This window comes from Campylobacter sp. RM10537 (genome assembly GCF_022369435.1).
Classification (GTDB): Bacteria; Campylobacterota; Campylobacteria; order Campylobacterales; family Campylobacteraceae; genus Campylobacter_D; species Campylobacter_D molothri.
In genome coordinates, this window is the sequence record NZ_CP059597.1 from 1,462,477 (window position 1) to 1,480,446 (window position 17,970).

A 17,970-nucleotide genomic window follows, 5' to 3' on the forward strand; every position below is an offset into this window, starting at 1 on the left:
ACTAGTTTTATTGAAATTGTTAATTCAATTAAAGATTATCTTTTTTAAGATCTTTCCATGCTAAAAACTATATAATAACCTAAATTTCGATTTTAAAAAATCAAAAGAGCTTAAATTATGCAAAAAACACCTAAGCTTATATTTCCTTTTTAAAATTTTATCCACCTGCAAAAATATTAAAGGAAAATCTCAAAATCAAACCAATAATATGGTTTTTAAAGGTAAAAAAAATAGCAAGAGAGTTAAGTTTGTCTTTACTTGCATTTTTATAGATTCCTTTAAAAATTTCAAATTTTTAACTAAAAAAATCCTTCACAATATTTTAGGATTTGTAAATGCTGTAACTTTGGGCACTTTTTGTGTAAATTTTTCAATGCCTACAAGCCCTGTATGAGAAATATTTCCATTCGCAAGTTTTGAAGTCGGCATATCAATAGTTAAAACATTTGCACTTCCGTATTTGCAAAGTCCATTTTCATCTGGATCATACCAACCTCCTTCACAAAGTCTCACTACTCCTTGCATAATATCATCGCTAACAACAGCTCCTGCTAAAACTTCACCACGCTTATTAAATACTCGAACCAAATCACCATTTTTAATTCCAAGTTTTTTAGCATCTTTAGAATTTATAAGTATAGGTTCTCTATCTTTTACAGTATAGGTGTCTCTTAAGCTTGTTTGACAAAGTTGAGAATGCAAACGATTTCTTGGATGACTTGTTATCAAATGAAAAGGCGTTTGTTTGTCAGCATTTCCAAGCCATTCAATTGGTTCAAACCAAGTAGGGTGTGCCTTGCAATCATCATAATTGTATTTTTTAATTTTTTCTGAATAAATTTCTATAAGTCCAGAATCTGTTCCTAATGTATTTAAAATTGGATCTTCGATAAAATCTGTAAAACGAGTCCATTCTAAACTTTCCATAGAAGGCTCAAAAACAATAGGTTCATTTTTTGCCCAAAATTCTTCAAAACTTGGCATAGGCGTTGTAAAAGCTTTTCCAAAATTTTTAGTTTGTTTTAAAGCACTATTATAATATTCTTTGATTAGATCTTTAGCTTTTTTGCCATTTTGAGTATAAGCATCAAAAACATCTTTTCCATACTCTTTGCAAATATCAGAAAAAATCACATAATCATCTTTGCTTTCTGCAATAGGCTCAATAGCCTGTTTCATAGGAGCTATATGCATGTTGGAATAATCGCCCGTCATAGTAATATCATCTCTTTCATAAGATGAAGTTGTAGGCATAATAATATCCGCCATTTTTGCAGTTGGAGTCCAATAAATTTCATTAACAACTACAGTTCTCGGTTTTCTCCAAGCCTTTATATTATTATTGGTATCTTGATGATGGACAAGTGGATTTCCACCAACCCAATAAATAAAATCGATATCAGGATAAGTAATTTTGCTTCCATTATGATCTATAGTTTTACCTGGATTTAAAAGAGCATCAGCAATCCTAGCCACTGGAAAAGAATATTTTGCAGAATTTTGCAACCACTCAGCACCTTGATCAGTTTGATTTGATTTTGCTAAACCTTTAAATTTACCATTTTTCCAAATTCCTAGTTCTCCAGCATTTATACCGCCTATAATCCCACTTTTGCAAGTTGGAACACCACCATTGCTATAATGATAACTTAAGCCAAAACCACCCCCTTTGGTTCCAATTTGTCCAAGTATGCAGCATAAAGTAACAAGCATCCAATGCGGTTGTTCTCCATGATGCGCTCTTTGCATACCCCATCCACTCATTATCATAGTTGGATTATCATAAAAAATTTCTGCCAAATTTGTTATGGTTTTTTCATCAATACCACAAATTTGACTAGCCCATTTAACATCTTTTTTAATTCCATCTTCTTGACCATCTAAATAAGCTTTAAATCGATCAAAACCAATAGTATAATTTTGCAAAAATTCATAATTAACCTTTTTCTTGGCAATTAAATGGCTTGCCATTCCCATCATCAAAGCTACATCAGTATTTGGACGAGGAGAAACCCATTTGGCATTTAAAAATTTAGCAGTTTCTGTTCTTACAGGATCAATACAAATAATTTTAATTTTACTTTCTTTTAATTTTTCAAAATAAGCTAAACCTCTTTGATCTGTAGATGTCCAAGCTATTCGTAAAGTAGAAAGCGGATCGGCACCCCAAATCACAACATATTTAGAATATTTTAAAATATTTTCCCAAGAAGTTTGTTGTTCATAAACTTCAATAGAACCTACCACATAAGGCATAATAATTTGAGATGCTCCTGTAGAATAATCACCTGTAACCCCTACAAAACCACCGGTTACATTTAGAAATCTTTGAAGCAAAATACGGGAATTTTGCATATTTCCACTAGATTTCCAGCCGTAACTTCCGCCAAAAATAGCACTCGTACCTTTTACATCTCTTGTTTTTTTAAGTTCTTTAGCAATGAGTTTTATAGCCTTATCATAACTTACACGTACGAATTCTTCTTTTCCGCGAAGTTCTGGTTTTGGATCATCTGGATTTTCAAGATAAGATTTTCGAACATAAGGATATTTTACGCGACATTTATAAATCATATCTGAGGTGTAGTGTTGCAGAGGATTGTCCATTTTTGTCACCTTTTCCCAAGGTTCACTTTTAATCACCTTACCATCTTTAATAGTGAGTTTTAAAATTCCCCAATGAGCTGCTGTAATTACTTCTCCATTCTTAACAAGTCCAAGACTCACTTTAGAAGCTTCAATGCTCTTTCCTGTAGCAAAGGATGGAATAAATGGTAAAGTGCTTAAAGTTACACCAATCTTTAAAAATTTTCTTCTATCTAACATCTTTCTTCCTTTTTATTTTATTTTAAAATCTTTTGCATTTTTTTGTAAATATTCTATAACTAACCATTGATCTTTCTTATCTATGCTTGTTCTATTAACCATGGATTTAAAGATTGCTGGCCAAGCATTAACGTTAAATTCTTTTTCAGAATGCAAAGCATGACAAATTCCGCAATTATTAACAAAGAGCTCTTTAGCATGATTTAACATTTTTCTATTATCTTTAGAAAAATCTTTCTTATCTGCCCAAATTTCAAGATTTACTTTATCCCATTTTCCTTTCTCTCCTTTTTTTATTTGAGAATAATTTAATTTAATATTTTTAGAAAATGCAGCTACTATAATTCTTTGAGAATTATTAAAATAAATTACTGAAGGAAATTTTGGATTAATATAGCCACTAATTCTAATCATTACCTTGTTATTTTGATCTTTTAAAATTTCAAAAGGATTAGTAGGAAGTAATTTTCCAATAACTTTAGCATCATCTTTATTAAGATAAAGAGAAACAACTTCATCGCTATAAGCGATATTTTTAGCCCATAAAAAAATTGTTGGAATTAGTAAAGAAATAAAAATTTTCTTCATTGCAAATCCTTAAATAAAAATTTAATAAATAATCATTCTATAACTAAAATATTTAATATTTTATTAATATAATTAATTTTTAATATTTTTTTGTGTTAGCTAAAATCAATAGTCAAAATTAAGTATTTACATTAGAAAGAAAGATAAAAAGCATAAAAATTATCTATTCAATTATCATAAAAAATAGTTATTTAAAAATAACTATTTAAAAATAATGATTTAAGATAATAGTTTAAAGATTATGATTTAAAGAATAATCATTTGATTATAATTTAAAGAAAAGATTCTTAAAATCTTTTCTTCTTAACATCTTCTAATATATTATTAGCTATATCACTAACAGTATTAGAAATGATTGCACTCTCATTAGCAATTTCAACATTATCTTTAGTGGTTTGATCAATAGCAGCTACACTTTCATTGATTTGAGTAATACCTGCAGTTTGTTCTTTAATAGATTCTGCCATATCATTAATAGATTGAACAAGTAAGTTAGTATTAGCTTCTATTTCACTCAATGATTTTTGAGTTCTTTCTGCTAGTTTTCTAACTTCATCAGCCACAACAGCAAAGCCTCGTCCATGTTCTCCTGCACGTGCTGCTTCTATAGCAGCATTTAATGCTAAAAGATTGATTTGATCTGCAATATCTCCAATAATACTTGTAACATTTTTAATCTCTTCTGATTGAGTGATTACATCAGAGGTTTTAACAGAAACATTTTGCATAGAAGAAGTAATTTCTTCTAAAGCAGCAGCAGTTTCTTCTAAAGAAGCTGCTTGAGAATTAGAAGAGCTAGTTAGGTTTTGAACAGCATTTTGTAATTTAGAACTTTCACTTGCTAAGTGATTAGCAAAATCAGAACTTTGTTTTAACATTTTAATGATTTCTTCACCTAAAGCATTAGTAGTAACTTCAACACTACCTCTAGCATTTTCTAATTTATTTCTAAAATCTAAGCTCTTATATTCTTCAAAGATTTTATGAATAGCATTCATATCAGAACCTACTTTTTCTTGTAAGACATCTAAGAGTTTATTTAAAACATTTTTAAGTTCTACAAGTTGAGGATTTCTTGGATTTGCAGTAATTCTTGCTGTTAAATCTCCTTTTTCTACAACTTGAACTGTAGAGACTGATTCTTTTACAGCTTGATTATCTTGTTCTAAACCTTGTTTAGTAATAAGGATGTTTTCATTAATGGCTTTTGAGATTTGACCAAACTCATCATTAGTTTTTATATTAATAGTAGAAACATTCTTTGTTTTATGATTGATAAAATCAAAGAAAGCATTAAGACCGTTTTGGATGATGGTGAGTGGGGAGAGAAGTTTGGCAGTAAGTGTGTAGATTAATACAAAATTAACAATAATTGCAATAGTTATAATGATAATTTGCATATAATTCATTTTATTGATAGGTTCTTCAATTTTGCTTATTGATTCGCCAGTACATACAGTATTCTCTCCTACTTTAACACACATGGCAAGCCCTTGTGATCCATCTTTTTTTCTTATATATTCAAAAGATTCAAAATCTGCTTTTGTTCTAGCAGGAACTGTAATATGAGAAGCATCATAATCTTCAGTTAATTGAAATTTATCTGTAGCTGCAAAAATTTTATTATTTTTATCAAATGCAAAAGTTCTTCCTGGGTTTGCTTCATATTCTTTTTGTAAATCTTTTGTTAAAACATCAATTGCTAGAACACCTATAAATTTACCATCTTTGTAAAGAGCTTTAGCATAAGTAAAGCATGGAAGTTTTGAAGAAGCATCAATATAAGATGAAGTTATATAAACACCATTTGTTTTTAAGGCTTCTTGGTAATATTCTCTAGTTCTTGCATCATAATTATCTTTTTTGCCATAAGTTCCAAAATCTATGCTTTTAGCATCAGTATCAGTATCGGAAATAACTAATTCTCCATTTGGCTGAGCAATATATGCTGCTAAAAAACCGCCAGTATCTCTTAAAATCTTAAGATCTTCTCCGATATTTTCCATAAGAGCTTCTTGAGAATTTAACTTTTCATAAGGAAGTTCTAAAATATTTTTAGCATAACCATTAAGAGTTTTTAAATTTTTTTCGTTAAAAAATGCGATAGAATTTTTAGCAACTTTTATATAGCTAGTTTCAGTTTTAATAACTTGATTATAAATTAAATTTTTTAGAAAAAAATAAGTTACAACACCTAAAATCACTAAAATTGTAATTGATATTATATTTACAATAAGTGAGAATTTAATTTTTAAGCTTTTCAAAATTTTCTCCTTTTGATTTTTAAATAAAAATTGCAATTATACAGTAATAATTATTACATTTAATAATAAAAATTTATAATGATAAAAATAAAAAATATTTTTTATAATGCAAACTTTGTGTATTTAAATTAAGAAATAAATTTATAAAAATTAATTAATTTTAATGTAAATTATTTTAAATTTTTTAACAACCATATTATGGTTTTAATAACACTAAATCATTTGAAAAAAATTTAAATCCATATTTACTTGTATAAAATTCAGAAATAATAAAACAATTCCCAAAAATTCTTATCATAATTAAATAAATTAAACCCGCAATTAAAAGAATAGTATCTTTACTACTTTGATAATTATTGTATGAAAGATCATGTAAAAATTCATGACATAATCTGTCACAAAGATATCTTTTGCTTTCTTTGCAATCTTAAATCAAAGAGAAAGAATGCTACCTTTAATTTTAGGGCATAAGTATTGTAGGATATACAGAAGCTAAACTTAAAAAAATGACATGATCAAGTAAAAAAATACTACTAGACCTATGATCCTAAGGATGTTATTTCTGAAATAATTTGCAATGCTACTAAAACCACCAACGAAAAATAAATACTTTAGAAAATAAAGCCTATAAAATTAATATTAAACTAACATCATAAAACTATTTTTTCATATTAGATACAATATCTAATGTAAGAAGTATAGAAATATCTTCAGCAGTTTTAATAAACCTTTTATAAAAATAACTATTTTTATCTATTCTCAATTTATTTTCAGCTACAACTTTCTTGTAATTATTCACATATTTATCTAAAATAATTTTATAAATAGTTGCAAACTTAGTATCATTTATTATATTAGGATTTTTTGTATCTAATGAGTTGATATCTATTTTATTTTTTGCAATATATCCCATTATATCTTTTTTCATTTTATATATATAATTAACCAAAGTAATAAATTTGATAAAACCAAATAGTGTTATACACTCATCATTCAGTGTATATATATTTAATTTATCATTTTTAATATCCTTTTTTATATCATAATGCCCTATGATCTTAATATAACTTGGTTTAAATAGATTAAATTTAAAAGTAACTATACTAAAATATCCTGCTACATTTAGCACTATCCTATCATCATTTAACGAAGATACTTCAATATCATCTGCTAATTCACTACAATAAATACACAATAAACAAATTATAGTTTCTATATTATTTTTAACATGATTATCTAATTTTAAATTTTCATATTTTTTTAGCATTAATTTTAATTTATGGGTTTTATTTATTAACTTATTAAATTCACCTCTATTAATATCCACATAATCCAAACCGTTATAATCTGGGTTAAAATATGGAATTCTAGTGTTAATAAGATTATTATAAGATTCATTTATAAACATAGTATCCGATGAAATACTATCATACCAAATATACTCGGAGAATTTAATAGCTGGATGGTTTAATTTGAATACTTTAAAAAAATTCAAAGTGTAATAAAATCCATGTATTGAAGATACTCCTTGATAATTATCCAATTCTATAGAAGGTATCTTCGGATTTATAAAATTAATAAATGTTGTACTAGATATTATATCATACTCAGAAAGAGTTCTTTCTCTATCATTATTAAATAAAATTCTTATTAAATATAATATAAAACTATTATATTCACGTGATGCTTCTTTTTTTATATTAAATATATCTTTTAAGCTTACAGGTATTTTTTTCATAGTTTTTCCTTTTTTGTATGTTTATATCACTTACTTTTTATAAATTAACATTATTTATTTGATGTGTATTTTAGCATATATTTATTGTTTTTTACTTTGTAATAAATTAAATAAGTATATTTTTTAAAGTCTCTAGTTAAATTTATTATCGCTTTAATTTATAAATGATTTTAAAAACGAGAAAAATGAAGTGGTGCGGATGAAAGGACTTGAACCTTCACGCATTGCTGCACCAGATCCTAAGTCTGGCGTGTCTGCCAATTTCACCACATCCGCAAAGTGGTACGCTCAAGAGGATTCGAACCTCTGACCTACGGCTTAGAAGGCCGTTGCTCTATCCAGCTGAGCTATGAACGCATAAAAGGTTGGTACGCCCGATAGGAATCGAACCCATAACCTACAGATCCGAAGTCTGTCGCTCTATCCAGTTGAGCTACGGGCGCTCTGATGGGGTGAGTGATGGGAATCGAACCCACGACCCTCAGGACCACAATCTGATGCTCTAACCGACTGAGCTACACTCACCATTTTATAATTAAAATGGTCGGGGTGAAAGGATTCGAACCTTCGGCCCCTTGGTCCCAAACCAAGTGCGCTAACCAGACTGCGCTACACCCCGAATTTAAAAACTAGTATTCTATCAAAAAAGAAATCATAAGTCAAGAAATTTATTCTCTAATGCGTAAAAAAACTGGAAAGCGTGGAAGTGAATTCTTAGTAAATCCGCTAAATTTATAGGTAATAATAGCTCCTATGGAAGGTGGATTTTTTCTATCTTTATCTTTTAATCCACTACCTATTTTGATGATTTTATTATCTATTGTTTTGCATATTAAAGCACCGATTTGATTTTCAAATTTACCCTTGCCCTTTGTATAGCCAATCACTTGACATTCTGCATCATTATAGGGTTTTAATTTCAAAGCTTGTTTGCTTCTACCTCTTTCATAAGAACCTAAATTTTTGCGTATAACCACACCTTCGCCTTTATTTTTTACAATATTTTCATAAAAATCATTTAAATGTTTTTCATTTTTAATGGGAATTTGTGGAATGATTTTTATATATGGATTAGAATTTTCTTGTAAGTATTTTTCTAAAACTTGAAGTCTATTTTCAAGACTGCAAGGATTAAGATTAAATTCTTCACAAGCATTAGGTACATCAAAAACATTATAGCTCACTTTTTTCCATAAATTTATATCTATATGTGTTGTTCTTATGAGAGAAGAAATTGAATCAAAATTATTTCTACCCATCCAAAGTTCTCCATCAAGAACAAAGGAAGGAAAATTTTTCATAAAAAAAGAAGGTGGTGTTATGATTTGATCCTTTCGAGTTTTTAAGGTTTTTCCATTCCAAATTCCACGAACACCGTCAAGCTTTTCACTCATTACATATTCATGCAAATTTTTATTTTGAAAATCTTGCTTGTTAAATTGGGTTAAAAGCAAGATTTCATCAGCAAAAGACAAAGAATAGAAGCAAAATAAAAAGAAAATTTTAATCAAGATAAATGAACCATATATCCTGTAGAATCTTTTTGTATATTATAATTATACACACCATCAAGATAAATCACGAGTCTATAATATCCTTTGTGAGATCCAAAATCTATACGTTTAAATATAGAATTTTTAAGACGTATATTTTTAGTCGGATAAATTGATGTGGATTTAAAATCAATAATAATCTTACTAGGATTGCCTACCGAAAAATCACTGATAAGGTCATCTTGAGTATTTAATTTAATCTTATTTTTATAAACAGTATAAGATATAAAATCATAAATTTTAGCAATTTGCAAAGGAATATCGACTTCTGTTGTTTTATTTGTTTCTTGACTAGTATTTTGCGGTATAGTAACAGAAACATCTAAAATTTTTGAAGGCTCTGGAGTTTTAGAATGTGTTAAAACATAAGCATCATGCCAATTGATACTTTTATTAATATCAACATTTAATTTATCTTCACTGCCATCTGCTTTAATATAGTGAAAGGTAATGCCTTTTAAAATTCTTGCATCAGAATTAAATCTAAAAGTTCTTTCTTGAAATTCTTGTGGTACAATCATTTTTTCTTTTGTTTCTACTTTAAAGGGATTTTCATCAGCATTCAAAAAAGATGTAAAAATTAAAAATATTGTCAAAATTCTAGTTTTCATTTGGATACAATCCTTTTAATTCAAAATAATCTTTTTGGGCTTTAGCATTTTGCTTTTTAAGTAAAGATATCTGCTTAGTTAAATCTTCTTTGGTGGCCTCTAAGGAAAGTAAAGTATCTAAGGAATATTGTCCAAAAAGCATATTTCCAAAATAAATCGCTCCAACAACAACTATTAAAGCCCAACAAAACATTTTTACAATATGAACATAAAAGCCTTTTTTCTTAGTGCTTTCATCATATTCTTTTAATAAATCACTCAGAGTTTCTCTCCTAAATATTCATCATTATCTAACTCTATCTCAAGCAAACGATTATACTTTGCAGTTCTTTCCCCACGTGCCAAAGCACCAGTTTTAATCTGTCCTGTATTTAAAGCAACAGCAAAATCAGCAATAAAAGTATCTTCGCTTTCCCCACTTCTATGAGACATGATACATTTATAATTATTTCTTTGAGCTAAACGCACAGTTTTCATTGTTTGAGTAATAGTTCCAATTTGATTTGGCTTTATTAAAACAGCATTAGCTATTTTTTTAATAATACCCTCTCGTAAAATATCTTCATTGGTGACAAATAAGTCATCTCCAACGAGCTGAATTTTATCTCCTAATTTCTGAGTAAGCTTAATCCATCCATCAAAGTCATTTTCAGCTAAACCATCTTCAATACTAAAAATAGGATATTTTGAACAAAGTTCAATATATTTTTCAATCAAATCATCGCTAGAAAGAGCCCTACCTTCTATATGATATTTACCATCTTTAAAAAATTCAGTACTTGCTACATCTAAAGCTAATTTAATATTTTTTTCATATCCGGTTTTTTTAATACATGTCATTAAAAGTTCTAATGCTTCTTCATTACTAGATAAATTAGGGGCAAAACCGCCCTCATCTCCCAAAGCTGTAGAATGTCCAAGACTTTCTAATTCTTTTTTCAAATTAGCATAAATTTCACAAACTGATCTCAAAGCCTCTTTAAAACTTGAAAAACCAAAAGGCATAATCATAAATTCTTGAAAATCTATATTGTTGTTTGCATGGGCTCCCCCATTAATAATATTACACATCGGAATAGGTAAAATACTTGCATTAACTCCACCCAAATAACGATAGAGGGGGATATTTAAAGAATTAGCAGCAGCACGTGCTAAGGCCATAGAAACACCTAAAGTCGCATTGGCTCCAATTTTAGAATAATTATTAGTCCCATCAAGCTCTTTTAATACCTCATCAAGTTGAGTTTGATTATACGCATCAAGCCCTATAATATTCTCAGCGATAATTTCATTGACATTTGAGATAGCATTTAAAACACCTTTTCCAAAAAATCTTTCATCATTATCGCGTAATTCTAAAGCCTCTTTTGAACCAGTGCTTGCACCACTTGGAACTATAGCAGATCCAATACTCCCATCATTTAACATTATTTCTGTTTTAAGAGTAGGATTACCCCTACTATCTAAAACCTCAAAGGCTCTTACATCTTCAATCAATAGCATCTTAATCCTCTTCATCGTTTTCAGAGGCGCTGATCATACCTTCAACACCTATGGAATTTTGAATTTCTTTAGTAATTTCCTCAGCTACTTCAGGATTTTCTTTTAAAAATGCTTTTGAATTTTCTCTACCTTGTCCCAATTTTTTATCTTTATAAGAAAACCAAGCACCACTTTTATCTACAATATCAAGTTTAACACCATAATCAATCAATTCACCTTCACGACTCAAGCCCTCTCCAAACATCACATCAAATTCAGCTTGTCTAAATGGAGGAGCGACTTTATTTTTAACCACTTTTACTTTCACGCGATTGCCTATAACCTCTTCACTTTGCTTTAAACTTGCTACTTTTCTAACATCTAAACGCACAGAGGCATAAAATTTAAGTGCATTCCCTCCAGTTGTCGTTTCTGGAGTTCCATAACCCATAGCACCTATTTTCATACGAATTTGATTAATAAAAATAACCGTTGTATTCATCTTATGCACAATACCAGTAAGTTTTCTTAAGGCTTGCGACATCAATCTTGCTTGAAGACCTACATGCTGATCTCCCATATCACCCTCAATTTCTGCTTTTGGTGTTAAAGCAGCTACGCTATCAACAACAATAAGATCGATAGCACCGCTTCTAGCTATTGTTTCTACAATTTCCAATGCTTGCTCGCCAAAATCAGGTTGAGAAATATAAAGATTATCTGTATCAACGCCCAAATTTCTAGCATATTTAACATCTAACGCATGCTCTGCATCTATAAAAGCACAAATTCCACCCGCTTTTTGACATTCTGCAATAATATGAAGAGTAAGAGTTGTTTTACCAGAACTTTCAGGACCATAAATTTCAATAATTCTTCCTTTAGGTATGCCTCCTATACCTAAAGCAAGATCTAAGCCAACTGATCCAGTACTTATACTATCAATTTGTTCAACTTCCTTATCTCCTAGCCTTAAAATTGTCCCTTTTCCAAAAGCTTTATCAAGGCTTTTTAAGGCTGCATCTAAAGATTTTTTCTTATTATCGTCCATTATATTCCTTAAAAAATTTTAATTTAAGAATTCTACAAAATAAAATTAAATAATGTTTTATTTTTATAAATTTTTAAATGAAATTTTATAAAATAATTTCAATAAAAAAATTACTTAAGGTTAAACTACACAAATGAAAAAAACGATAACAGTTGCACACTCTCCAGATGCTGATGATATATTTATGTTTATGGCGATTCATTTTGGCTGGGTAGGCAATCATTTTAATTATAAAAATACTGCTTTAGATATACAAACTCTTAATGAATTTGCGCTAAAAAATGAATTTGATGCTAGTGCTATTTCTTTTGGACTTTATCCATTAATCGCCAAAGAATACGCACTTTTACGCACAGCAGTAAGTTTTGGTCAAGGCTATGGTCCTAAACTAATTAAGAAAAAAAATAGCCGGTTAAAAAGAAATTTCAAAGTTGCCCTTAGTGGCGCTAATACAACCAATGCCTTAATTTTTCGCATGAAATATCCCGAAGCTAAAATCATTTATAAAAACTTTTTAGATATTGAAAATTCAGTTTTAAGTGGAGAAGTGGATGCTGGGGTATTAATTCATGAAAGTATTTTAGACTTTAATCAAAATCTTTGCGTAGAGGCTGAAATTTGGGATATATGGCTGGAATTAGCTAGAGAAAATTTACCTTTACCTTTGGGTGGAATGGCTTTGCGTCGATCTTTGCCTTTAAATGATGCTATTGAAATTGAAAAAGATTTAACTCTTGCCGTAAAAATCGCCGATTCAAATCGCAAAATTATAGCTCCAATGTTACTAGAAAGAAATCTAATCCGCGTGGATAAAGAAAAACTTGATACTTATCTTAATCTCTATGCAAATAAGAATTCTATTAGTATGAATGAAATTCAATTTAAAGCTATTGATACATTGTTTAGATTGGGTTATGATTACAAATTCTATGATAAAATTATAAATGTAAATGATTATCTTATACCTAGCGAATATAAACAAGCAAGAAATTCTTAAGGAGAAAACATGGATGAAGGTACTTTAGTTGGATTAGGGGTCCAAACTTTTAAAATCACACTTTTGCTATCTTTACCTATGCTTTTAGCAGGTTTGATCGCGGGTTTGATTATCAGTATATTTCAAGCAACAACACAAATCAATGAAATGACACTTTCTTTTGTGCCTAAAATTATTTTAGTAGTCATTGTAATCATCTTCTTAATGCCTTGGATGACAACTACGATGATTGATTTTACGCGAAATATCCTCAATCAAATTCCAACTTTTATTAAATGATTATTGATTTTAAAAAATATTCATCTGTTCGCATAGGCGATGAATTTGAAGTTCAAATTTTAGATCAAATCAGTGATTTTGAAGGTTTTTTAATAGGAGGGGCTAATAATTTACTCATGAGCCCTAAGCCAAAAAATATAGGAATTTTAGGTGAAAAATTTGATTTTATTGAAATTCTAGATCAAAAATTAGATTTTTTGCATCTTCGCATAGGGTGCAGAACTAATTCTAGAAAAATATATAATTTTGCCAAACAAAATAATCTTTGTGGCTTTGAATACCTTAGTAAAATTCCTGGCACCTTAGGAGGACTTTTGAAAATGAATGCGGGGCTTAAAGGAGAATGCATCAGTCAAAATTTAATCAAAATCGCTACTTCAAAAGGCGAAATTTTGCGTGAAAATATCGATTTTGATTATAGATTTTGTCCTTTAAAAATGCCTTTTTTTTGGGCAGAATTTAAATTAGAATTTGGCTTTGATCACGTAAAAGATAAAACTTTAAAAAATGCTAGAAACAATCAACCTAGTGGAGCAAGTTTTGGCTCCATTTTTAAAAACCCTCAAGGAGATTTTGCTGGACGTTTAATTGAGGCTGTTGGCTTAAAGGGTTTTAGCAAAGGTGATGCAATGCTAAGCGATAAACACGCTAATTTTCTCATCAATAAAAAACATGCAAGTTATGAAGATGCGATCTTTTTGATTGAACTTGCAAGAAAAAAAGTTTTTGAAGAATTTGGAATCATGTTAGAAAATGAAGTCATTATTATTTAATTTTTATTCTTATTAATTCAAAATACAGGAAAAAATATGCAAATTTATATCAATTTAGAAGAAATGAATAAATGGCAAATCAAAGATGAACTTAGAAAAATTCTATCTCAACTTGATCCTATAAGTGCACATGAAATAGCAAAAGAATTAAGAGAAGAATTTTTAAGCATTGAAGAATTACAAGAAAAAATTAAAAACATTAATGCATAAAATTAATGCATCAATGTTTTTACTTCTTTATCGATAACTTCTGATAGCATTTTAGGCATTTCATCTATGACATTTTGATAATTTTTGCTTAAATTTTTAACATTAAGGGCAAAATTTAATTTTACATTTTTTGCTTTAAGAATTTTACCGTTATCTAAAGAAATAATCTTGAAATTGATTTTAGCAACAGCATCTTTAGTTAGGGTTATGAAATAATTCGTAGTAATTACATAAAAATCATCCAAATTAATCACGATAAGATAATCTATTGATTTGGTATAAATTTTATTTTTTTCATGCATCAAAAAAGGGCTAACATTTATCATTTTAGCATCTTTAGGGCTAAATCTTGATAAAATTTTAGAATTTTGATATAAATTATTTGCTATAGAATTTGCAAAATTTAATTTTAAATCATTAATCAATCTTTTAGAAAATAAAGTTGAAAACTCTTTAGCATCAACACTAACCCCATCAGATAAATATCCAAAATTTTTTCTAAAGCTTAAAACAATAGCAAAATCCTTGTCTTTATCTTTAACTAAAATAGGCTTTTTTTCAATCAAACTTGAGCTATCAAAAACTGCTTTTTGATCATCTAAATTAGAATTAATTACATTTTGTCCAAGATCTATCAATTCGAAATTATCTTCACTTGGCTTTAATTTAATAATCTTTTTTTGCGATAAATTACTGGCAAAAAGATTCGAATTTAAAAACAAACTTATAAATAAAACAAACAATAATTTCATTAATTATCCTTTAATAATTATAAAAAATCTTTTAAAAAGTTTTTTTTAGAAACACATATGAAAAATTGCGATCTATGCTCCAAAGGACTATAAGAAATTAAATTTTTATCCAACATCCCCATAAAACCACCATTTAAATTGACTAAAAAATCTCCAGCTGCTATATCCCAAATATTTAATCTCTCAAGACGTCTATAAATTCCTGCTCTACCCTCTAAAATAGCACAAAATTTAAGTCCAGAGCCAATATTAATAGCTTCTAATTTATATTTTTGTGCAAATTCTAAATCAATTTTGCTTAAATGATTGACACTTAATAAAGCTTTAAATTGATTATTCTTAAACTGTTTTTCATCTATATTTAAATACTGGTTATTTTTATAAACTTTGCTTTTTTTATGTCCATAATAAATATCTTCAGTTGATGGACTTTTAATAAGCGATAAAATAGGTCGATTCTCATGAATCAAAGAAATCATGATGCAAAATTCATCCGAACCTTTTAAAAATCCACTTGTTCCATCAAGTGGATCAATCAGCCAAAAAGTTTGTAAATTTTCACTTTCTTTTTGACTTAAAATTTTTTCTTCAGATAAAACTTTTATATCTGTTTTTCCTAAAATATCATTTAAAATTTGATCAGATGCTAAATCAGCTGAAGTTAAAACTGAGCCATCTTGCTTTTTCCAATCTTTTAAATTTTTTCGCTCTTGCATAATAGCCTTAGAAGCCTTATTTGCAGCCTCAATAGCAAGTTCTAACCAATAATCCAAGCGCATTATTTTCCTTAATTTCAAATTTTACAAATCTAAATATCAAAAATTATTTTTAATATTTGAGATATATTTAATCACACTCATCACCAAAATCGCCTCAAATAAAGCCGTTAATATAAGCGCTGAATAAATTTCTTGATCAAGCACTTTTGCAGAATATCCAAGAGTGGCTGTTGCAATTAGTAATGTTAAAGGCATAGAATGACCCAGTCCAAATAAAATTATATTTCTAAAACCAATTATTTTTATAAAAACACTGGCACATAAAATTCTTAATCCTATCATCACTAACATTAATAAAATAGCTTTTAATACAATATGATAATTTAAAATCATTGATAAATTAAAAGTTGAACCTGTATAAATAAAAAAAATTGGAATTAAAAAACCATAACCAAAAGTCGAAATTTTATATTCTAAATCTTTTTTATGACCTAAAAAAGTTGCTATAAAAGATCCTGCTATAAAAGATCCTAAAACGATTTCAAGTTTTGTGATAATCATAGCTACAATAATTAAAATAAAAATTGCCATACAAAACCTAATATCTTTTTCATTTTTATCTTCCCAAGGCATTAGAACAATTTTAAATTGAGGATACCACCAAAAAAGAACGCCAAGAAATTTAAAAATCAAAAAACAAAGGCTTAAAAAAATACCGAGATATAAAATACTTTGTACTACATCAACAATTTTTGTTTGTTCTTGCAAAAATGCCCCCGCTATTGTTAAAAAGACTATAGAAATAACCTCAGCTAAAGTTGCAACTATCATTGCTATATTTAGCCAATGGCATTCCTTTCCAAAATCTTTATAAAGCAAGGATAAAAGTCCTACACTCATAACAGGGATAATCAAAACAAAAACAAAAGCAAGTTTAAAAATCCACACAATCACCAAAGATAAAATATAGAGCAAAATAATATATAAAAAACTTTTTTTAATAATTTCTTTATCGAGACTAAAAAAAGTTCTTAAATTAATTTCCATACCCGCAATAAACATCAGATAATAAAAACCCACATTAGCTAAAATAGAAAAATTCTCACTCTTACCAATAAAACCAAAATAAGCTACAATAGATCCTAAAATAATTTCAGTAGCTGAAATTGGCAAACGTAGAATTTTAGCAATATGTGGAGAAAATAATAAACAAAGCGCTATAACTATAAGAATTTTTAAATCGATTAAACCTTGTGTATTAATGACATTCTGATGCAAATGTAAATCCCATCTTTTTCAACTCGACTATATCACGACTTGGTTCTTCTCCTTTTGTTGTAAGATAATCACCTATAACAATAGCACCTGCACCTGCTTTAAAAATTTCATATTGTCTTTGACCTAAAACAACCTCTCTTCCACCTGCAACCATAATTACAGTTTGAGGTAAAGCTTCTTTAGTATCACTAATAATTCTTAAAGCTTCATCAGCATCTAATTTAGGAACTTTTAAATTTAAATTATCATTAGCAATAAAAAAATTAATCGGACTTGAGAAAGGCTGTAATTCTTGTAAAGATTTTCTTAAACTTATCCTATCTTCAAAACTTTCACCCATACCATAAATTCCACCACAACAAAGCATAAGTCCTGCTTCTTTAGCATTAAGATTAGTTTGAAAGCGGCTTTCCCAAGTATGCGTGGTGCAAATTTGAGGGAAAAATTCTTTAGAAGTTTCAAGATTGTGATTATAAGAAAAAATTCCTGTTTTTTTTAACTCTTTAAGTTGTTCAACGCTAGCCATACCATTACAAGCTATTAACAATAAATCAGGAACTTCTTTTTTAACTGCCTTCGCAGCTTCGCAAACATATTCTAACTTTTCATCATCAAGACCAAGTCCAGCGGTAACCAAACAAAATCCTAAAGCCTCGTTTTTCTTAGCAATTTTAGCCTCTAAGACAATTTGAGAAATTTCTTTACGTCTATATTTTTGAATATCTGTTTTTACATAAGCACTTTGAGTGCAATATTTGCAATCTTCTGAGCAATTTCCGCTTGCTATATTAGAAATAGCACAAAGCATGATTTGCATCGTTTCTCCTATCTAACAATTAAAACTTGCAT

General features: G+C 28.6%; 17 protein-coding genes and 5 tRNA genes. 4 read left to right on the forward strand and 18 right to left on the reverse strand.

Annotated elements, in window-relative coordinates; genetic code table 11:
• Window positions 1-312: 312 nt before the first annotated feature.
• The 14 genes from CMOL_RS07450 to recA form a co-directional block, all read right to left on the reverse strand.
• The gene (locus CMOL_RS07450; protein WP_239820267.1) at window positions 313-2,826 is read right to left on the reverse strand and encodes a molybdopterin guanine dinucleotide-containing S/N-oxide reductase; all 2,514 of its coding nucleotides are present in this window, start codon (window positions 2,824-2,826) and stop codon (window positions 313-315) included.
• Between the two features lie 12 nt (window positions 2,827-2,838).
• Window positions 2,839-3,414, reverse strand: a complete 576-nt coding sequence (locus CMOL_RS07455) for a cytochrome C (protein WP_239820268.1) — start codon at window positions 3,412-3,414, stop codon at window positions 2,839-2,841.
• A gap of 287 nt (window positions 3,415-3,701) precedes the next feature.
• A complete protein-coding gene (locus CMOL_RS07460) occupies window positions 3,702-5,678 on the reverse strand; it encodes a methyl-accepting chemotaxis protein (RefSeq protein ID WP_239820269.1) in 1,977 nt (658 codons plus the stop codon).
• A 658-nt stretch (window positions 5,679-6,336) separates the two neighbouring features.
• Window positions 6,337-7,416: a hypothetical protein gene (locus CMOL_RS07465; RefSeq protein WP_239820270.1), complete on the reverse strand. Its 1,080-nt coding sequence runs from the start codon at window positions 7,414-7,416 to the stop codon at window positions 6,337-6,339.
• 191 nt (window positions 7,417-7,607) lie between these two features.
• Window positions 7,608-7,692, reverse strand: a tRNA-Leu gene (locus CMOL_RS07470).
• Window positions 7,693-7,696: 4 nt separating this feature from the next.
• Window positions 7,697-7,773, reverse strand: a tRNA-Arg gene (locus tag CMOL_RS07475).
• A gap of 9 nt (window positions 7,774-7,782) precedes the next feature.
• Window positions 7,783-7,859 (reverse strand) — tRNA-Arg (locus tag CMOL_RS07480).
• A gap of 5 nt (window positions 7,860-7,864) precedes the next feature.
• Window positions 7,865-7,941 (reverse strand) — tRNA-His (locus CMOL_RS07485).
• Between the two features lie 16 nt (window positions 7,942-7,957).
• Window positions 7,958-8,035: transfer RNA gene (locus CMOL_RS07490), tRNA-Pro, on the reverse strand.
• Between the two features lie 49 nt (window positions 8,036-8,084).
• Window positions 8,085-8,924 carry a DNA ligase gene (locus tag CMOL_RS07495; RefSeq protein ID WP_200282469.1) on the reverse strand — a complete coding sequence of 280 codons (840 nt, stop codon included), beginning with the start codon at window positions 8,922-8,924 and terminating at the stop codon, window positions 8,085-8,087.
• Window positions 8,924-9,580: an AMIN domain-containing protein gene (gene cgpA / locus CMOL_RS07500; RefSeq protein ID WP_239820271.1), complete on the reverse strand. Its 657-nt coding sequence runs from the start codon at window positions 9,578-9,580 to the stop codon at window positions 8,924-8,926. The genes CMOL_RS07495 and cgpA overlap by 1 nt, the downstream gene beginning before the upstream one ends.
• Complete coding sequence (locus CMOL_RS07505; protein WP_200282461.1) at window positions 9,570-9,773, reverse strand: hypothetical protein; 204 nt, start codon at window positions 9,771-9,773, stop codon at window positions 9,570-9,572. Before CMOL_RS07505 ends, cgpA begins: the two co-directional genes overlap by 11 nt.
• Before the next feature lie 65 nt (window positions 9,774-9,838).
• Window positions 9,839-11,083 carry a phosphopyruvate hydratase gene (gene eno / locus CMOL_RS07510; RefSeq protein WP_239820272.1) on the reverse strand — a complete coding sequence of 415 codons (1,245 nt, stop codon included), beginning with the start codon at window positions 11,081-11,083 and terminating at the stop codon, window positions 9,839-9,841.
• A gap of 1 nt (window position 11,084) precedes the next feature.
• Window positions 11,085-12,113, reverse strand: coding sequence for a recombinase RecA (recA, locus tag CMOL_RS07515; RefSeq protein WP_200282459.1), 1,029 nt, complete (start codon window positions 12,111-12,113; stop codon window positions 11,085-11,087).
• A 133-nt stretch (window positions 12,114-12,246) separates the two neighbouring features.
• Here recA and CMOL_RS07520 point away from each other — a divergent pair, with 133 nt between their 5' ends.
• From CMOL_RS07520 to CMOL_RS07535, 4 genes are read left to right on the forward strand one after another with little or no spacing between them, the layout of a single operon-like run.
• Entirely contained in the window at window positions 12,247-13,110 is an 864-nt protein-coding gene (locus CMOL_RS07520) for a menaquinone biosynthesis family protein (protein WP_200282457.1), read from the forward strand.
• 9 nt (window positions 13,111-13,119) lie between these two features.
• Window positions 13,120-13,389: a flagellar biosynthesis protein FliQ gene (gene fliQ, locus CMOL_RS07525; protein WP_200282455.1), complete on the forward strand. Its 270-nt coding sequence runs from the start codon at window positions 13,120-13,122 to the stop codon at window positions 13,387-13,389.
• A complete protein-coding gene (locus CMOL_RS07530; RefSeq protein ID WP_239820273.1) occupies window positions 13,386-14,162 on the forward strand; it encodes a UDP-N-acetylmuramate dehydrogenase in 777 nt (258 codons plus the stop codon). The genes fliQ and CMOL_RS07530 overlap by 4 nt, the downstream gene beginning before the upstream one ends.
• Window positions 14,163-14,198: 36 nt before the next feature.
• Window positions 14,199-14,372 (forward strand): hypothetical protein, encoded by a 174-nt coding sequence (locus CMOL_RS07535; RefSeq protein WP_200282449.1) that lies wholly within the window; start codon window positions 14,199-14,201, stop codon window positions 14,370-14,372.
• A 2-nt stretch (window positions 14,373-14,374) separates the two neighbouring features.
• Here CMOL_RS07535 and CMOL_RS07540 read toward each other — a convergent pair whose 3' ends face one another.
• Genes CMOL_RS07540 through CMOL_RS07555 form a run of 4 tightly spaced genes read right to left on the reverse strand, consistent with a single transcriptional unit; the run spans window position 14,375 to window position 17,938 of the window.
• A complete protein-coding gene (locus CMOL_RS07540; protein WP_239820274.1) occupies window positions 14,375-15,124 on the reverse strand; it encodes a hypothetical protein in 750 nt (249 codons plus the stop codon).
• 17 nt (window positions 15,125-15,141) lie between these two features.
• Window positions 15,142-15,903 carry a 3'(2'),5'-bisphosphate nucleotidase CysQ gene (locus CMOL_RS07545; protein WP_234284844.1) on the reverse strand — a complete coding sequence of 254 codons (762 nt, stop codon included), beginning with the start codon at window positions 15,901-15,903 and terminating at the stop codon, window positions 15,142-15,144.
• A 36-nt stretch (window positions 15,904-15,939) separates the two neighbouring features.
• A complete protein-coding gene (locus CMOL_RS07550) occupies window positions 15,940-17,121 on the reverse strand; it encodes a cation:proton antiporter (RefSeq protein WP_239820275.1) in 1,182 nt (393 codons plus the stop codon).
• Entirely contained in the window at window positions 17,102-17,938 is an 837-nt protein-coding gene (locus tag CMOL_RS07555; protein ID WP_239820276.1) for a biotin synthase, read from the reverse strand. The genes CMOL_RS07550 and CMOL_RS07555 overlap by 20 nt, the downstream gene beginning before the upstream one ends.
• Between the last annotated feature and the right edge of the window lie 32 nt (window positions 17,939-17,970).

What these genes read in the sequence shown, in the direction of transcription:
- CMOL_RS07450 (WP_239820267.1), bottom strand. Translation starts at nt 2,826, where the DNA reads ATGTTAGATAGAAGAAAATTTTTAAAGATTGGTGTAACTTTAAGCACT.
- CMOL_RS07455 (WP_239820268.1), bottom strand. Translation starts at nt 3,414, where the DNA reads ATGAAGAAAATTTTTATTTCTTTACTAATTCCAACAATTTTTTTATGG.
- CMOL_RS07465 (WP_239820270.1), bottom strand. Translation starts at nt 7,416, where the DNA reads ATGAAAAAAATACCTGTAAGCTTAAAAGATATATTTAATATAAAAAAA.
- cgpA (WP_239820271.1), bottom strand. Translation starts at nt 9,580, where the DNA reads ATGAAAACTAGAATTTTGACAATATTTTTAATTTTTACATCTTTTTTG.
- CMOL_RS07505 (WP_200282461.1), bottom strand. Translation starts at nt 9,773, where the DNA reads ATGTTTTGTTGGGCTTTAATAGTTGTTGTTGGAGCGATTTATTTTGGA.
- eno (WP_239820272.1), bottom strand. Translation starts at nt 11,083, where the DNA reads ATGCTATTGATTGAAGATGTAAGAGCCTTTGAGGTTTTAGATAGTAGG.
- recA (WP_200282459.1), bottom strand. Translation starts at nt 12,113, where the DNA reads ATGGACGATAATAAGAAAAAATCTTTAGATGCAGCCTTAAAAAGCCTT.
- CMOL_RS07520 (WP_200282457.1), top strand. Translation starts at nt 12,247, where the DNA reads ATGAAAAAAACGATAACAGTTGCACACTCTCCAGATGCTGATGATATA.
- fliQ (WP_200282455.1), top strand. Translation starts at nt 13,120, where the DNA reads ATGGATGAAGGTACTTTAGTTGGATTAGGGGTCCAAACTTTTAAAATC.
- CMOL_RS07530 (WP_239820273.1), top strand. Translation starts at nt 13,386, where the DNA reads ATGATTATTGATTTTAAAAAATATTCATCTGTTCGCATAGGCGATGAA.
- CMOL_RS07535 (WP_200282449.1), top strand. Translation starts at nt 14,199, where the DNA reads ATGCAAATTTATATCAATTTAGAAGAAATGAATAAATGGCAAATCAAA.
- CMOL_RS07540 (WP_239820274.1), bottom strand. Translation starts at nt 15,124, where the DNA reads ATGAAATTATTGTTTGTTTTATTTATAAGTTTGTTTTTAAATTCGAAT.
- CMOL_RS07545 (WP_234284844.1), bottom strand. Translation starts at nt 15,903, where the DNA reads ATGCGCTTGGATTATTGGTTAGAACTTGCTATTGAGGCTGCAAATAAG.
- CMOL_RS07555 (WP_239820276.1), bottom strand. Translation starts at nt 17,938, where the DNA reads ATGCAAATCATGCTTTGTGCTATTTCTAATATAGCAAGCGGAAATTGC.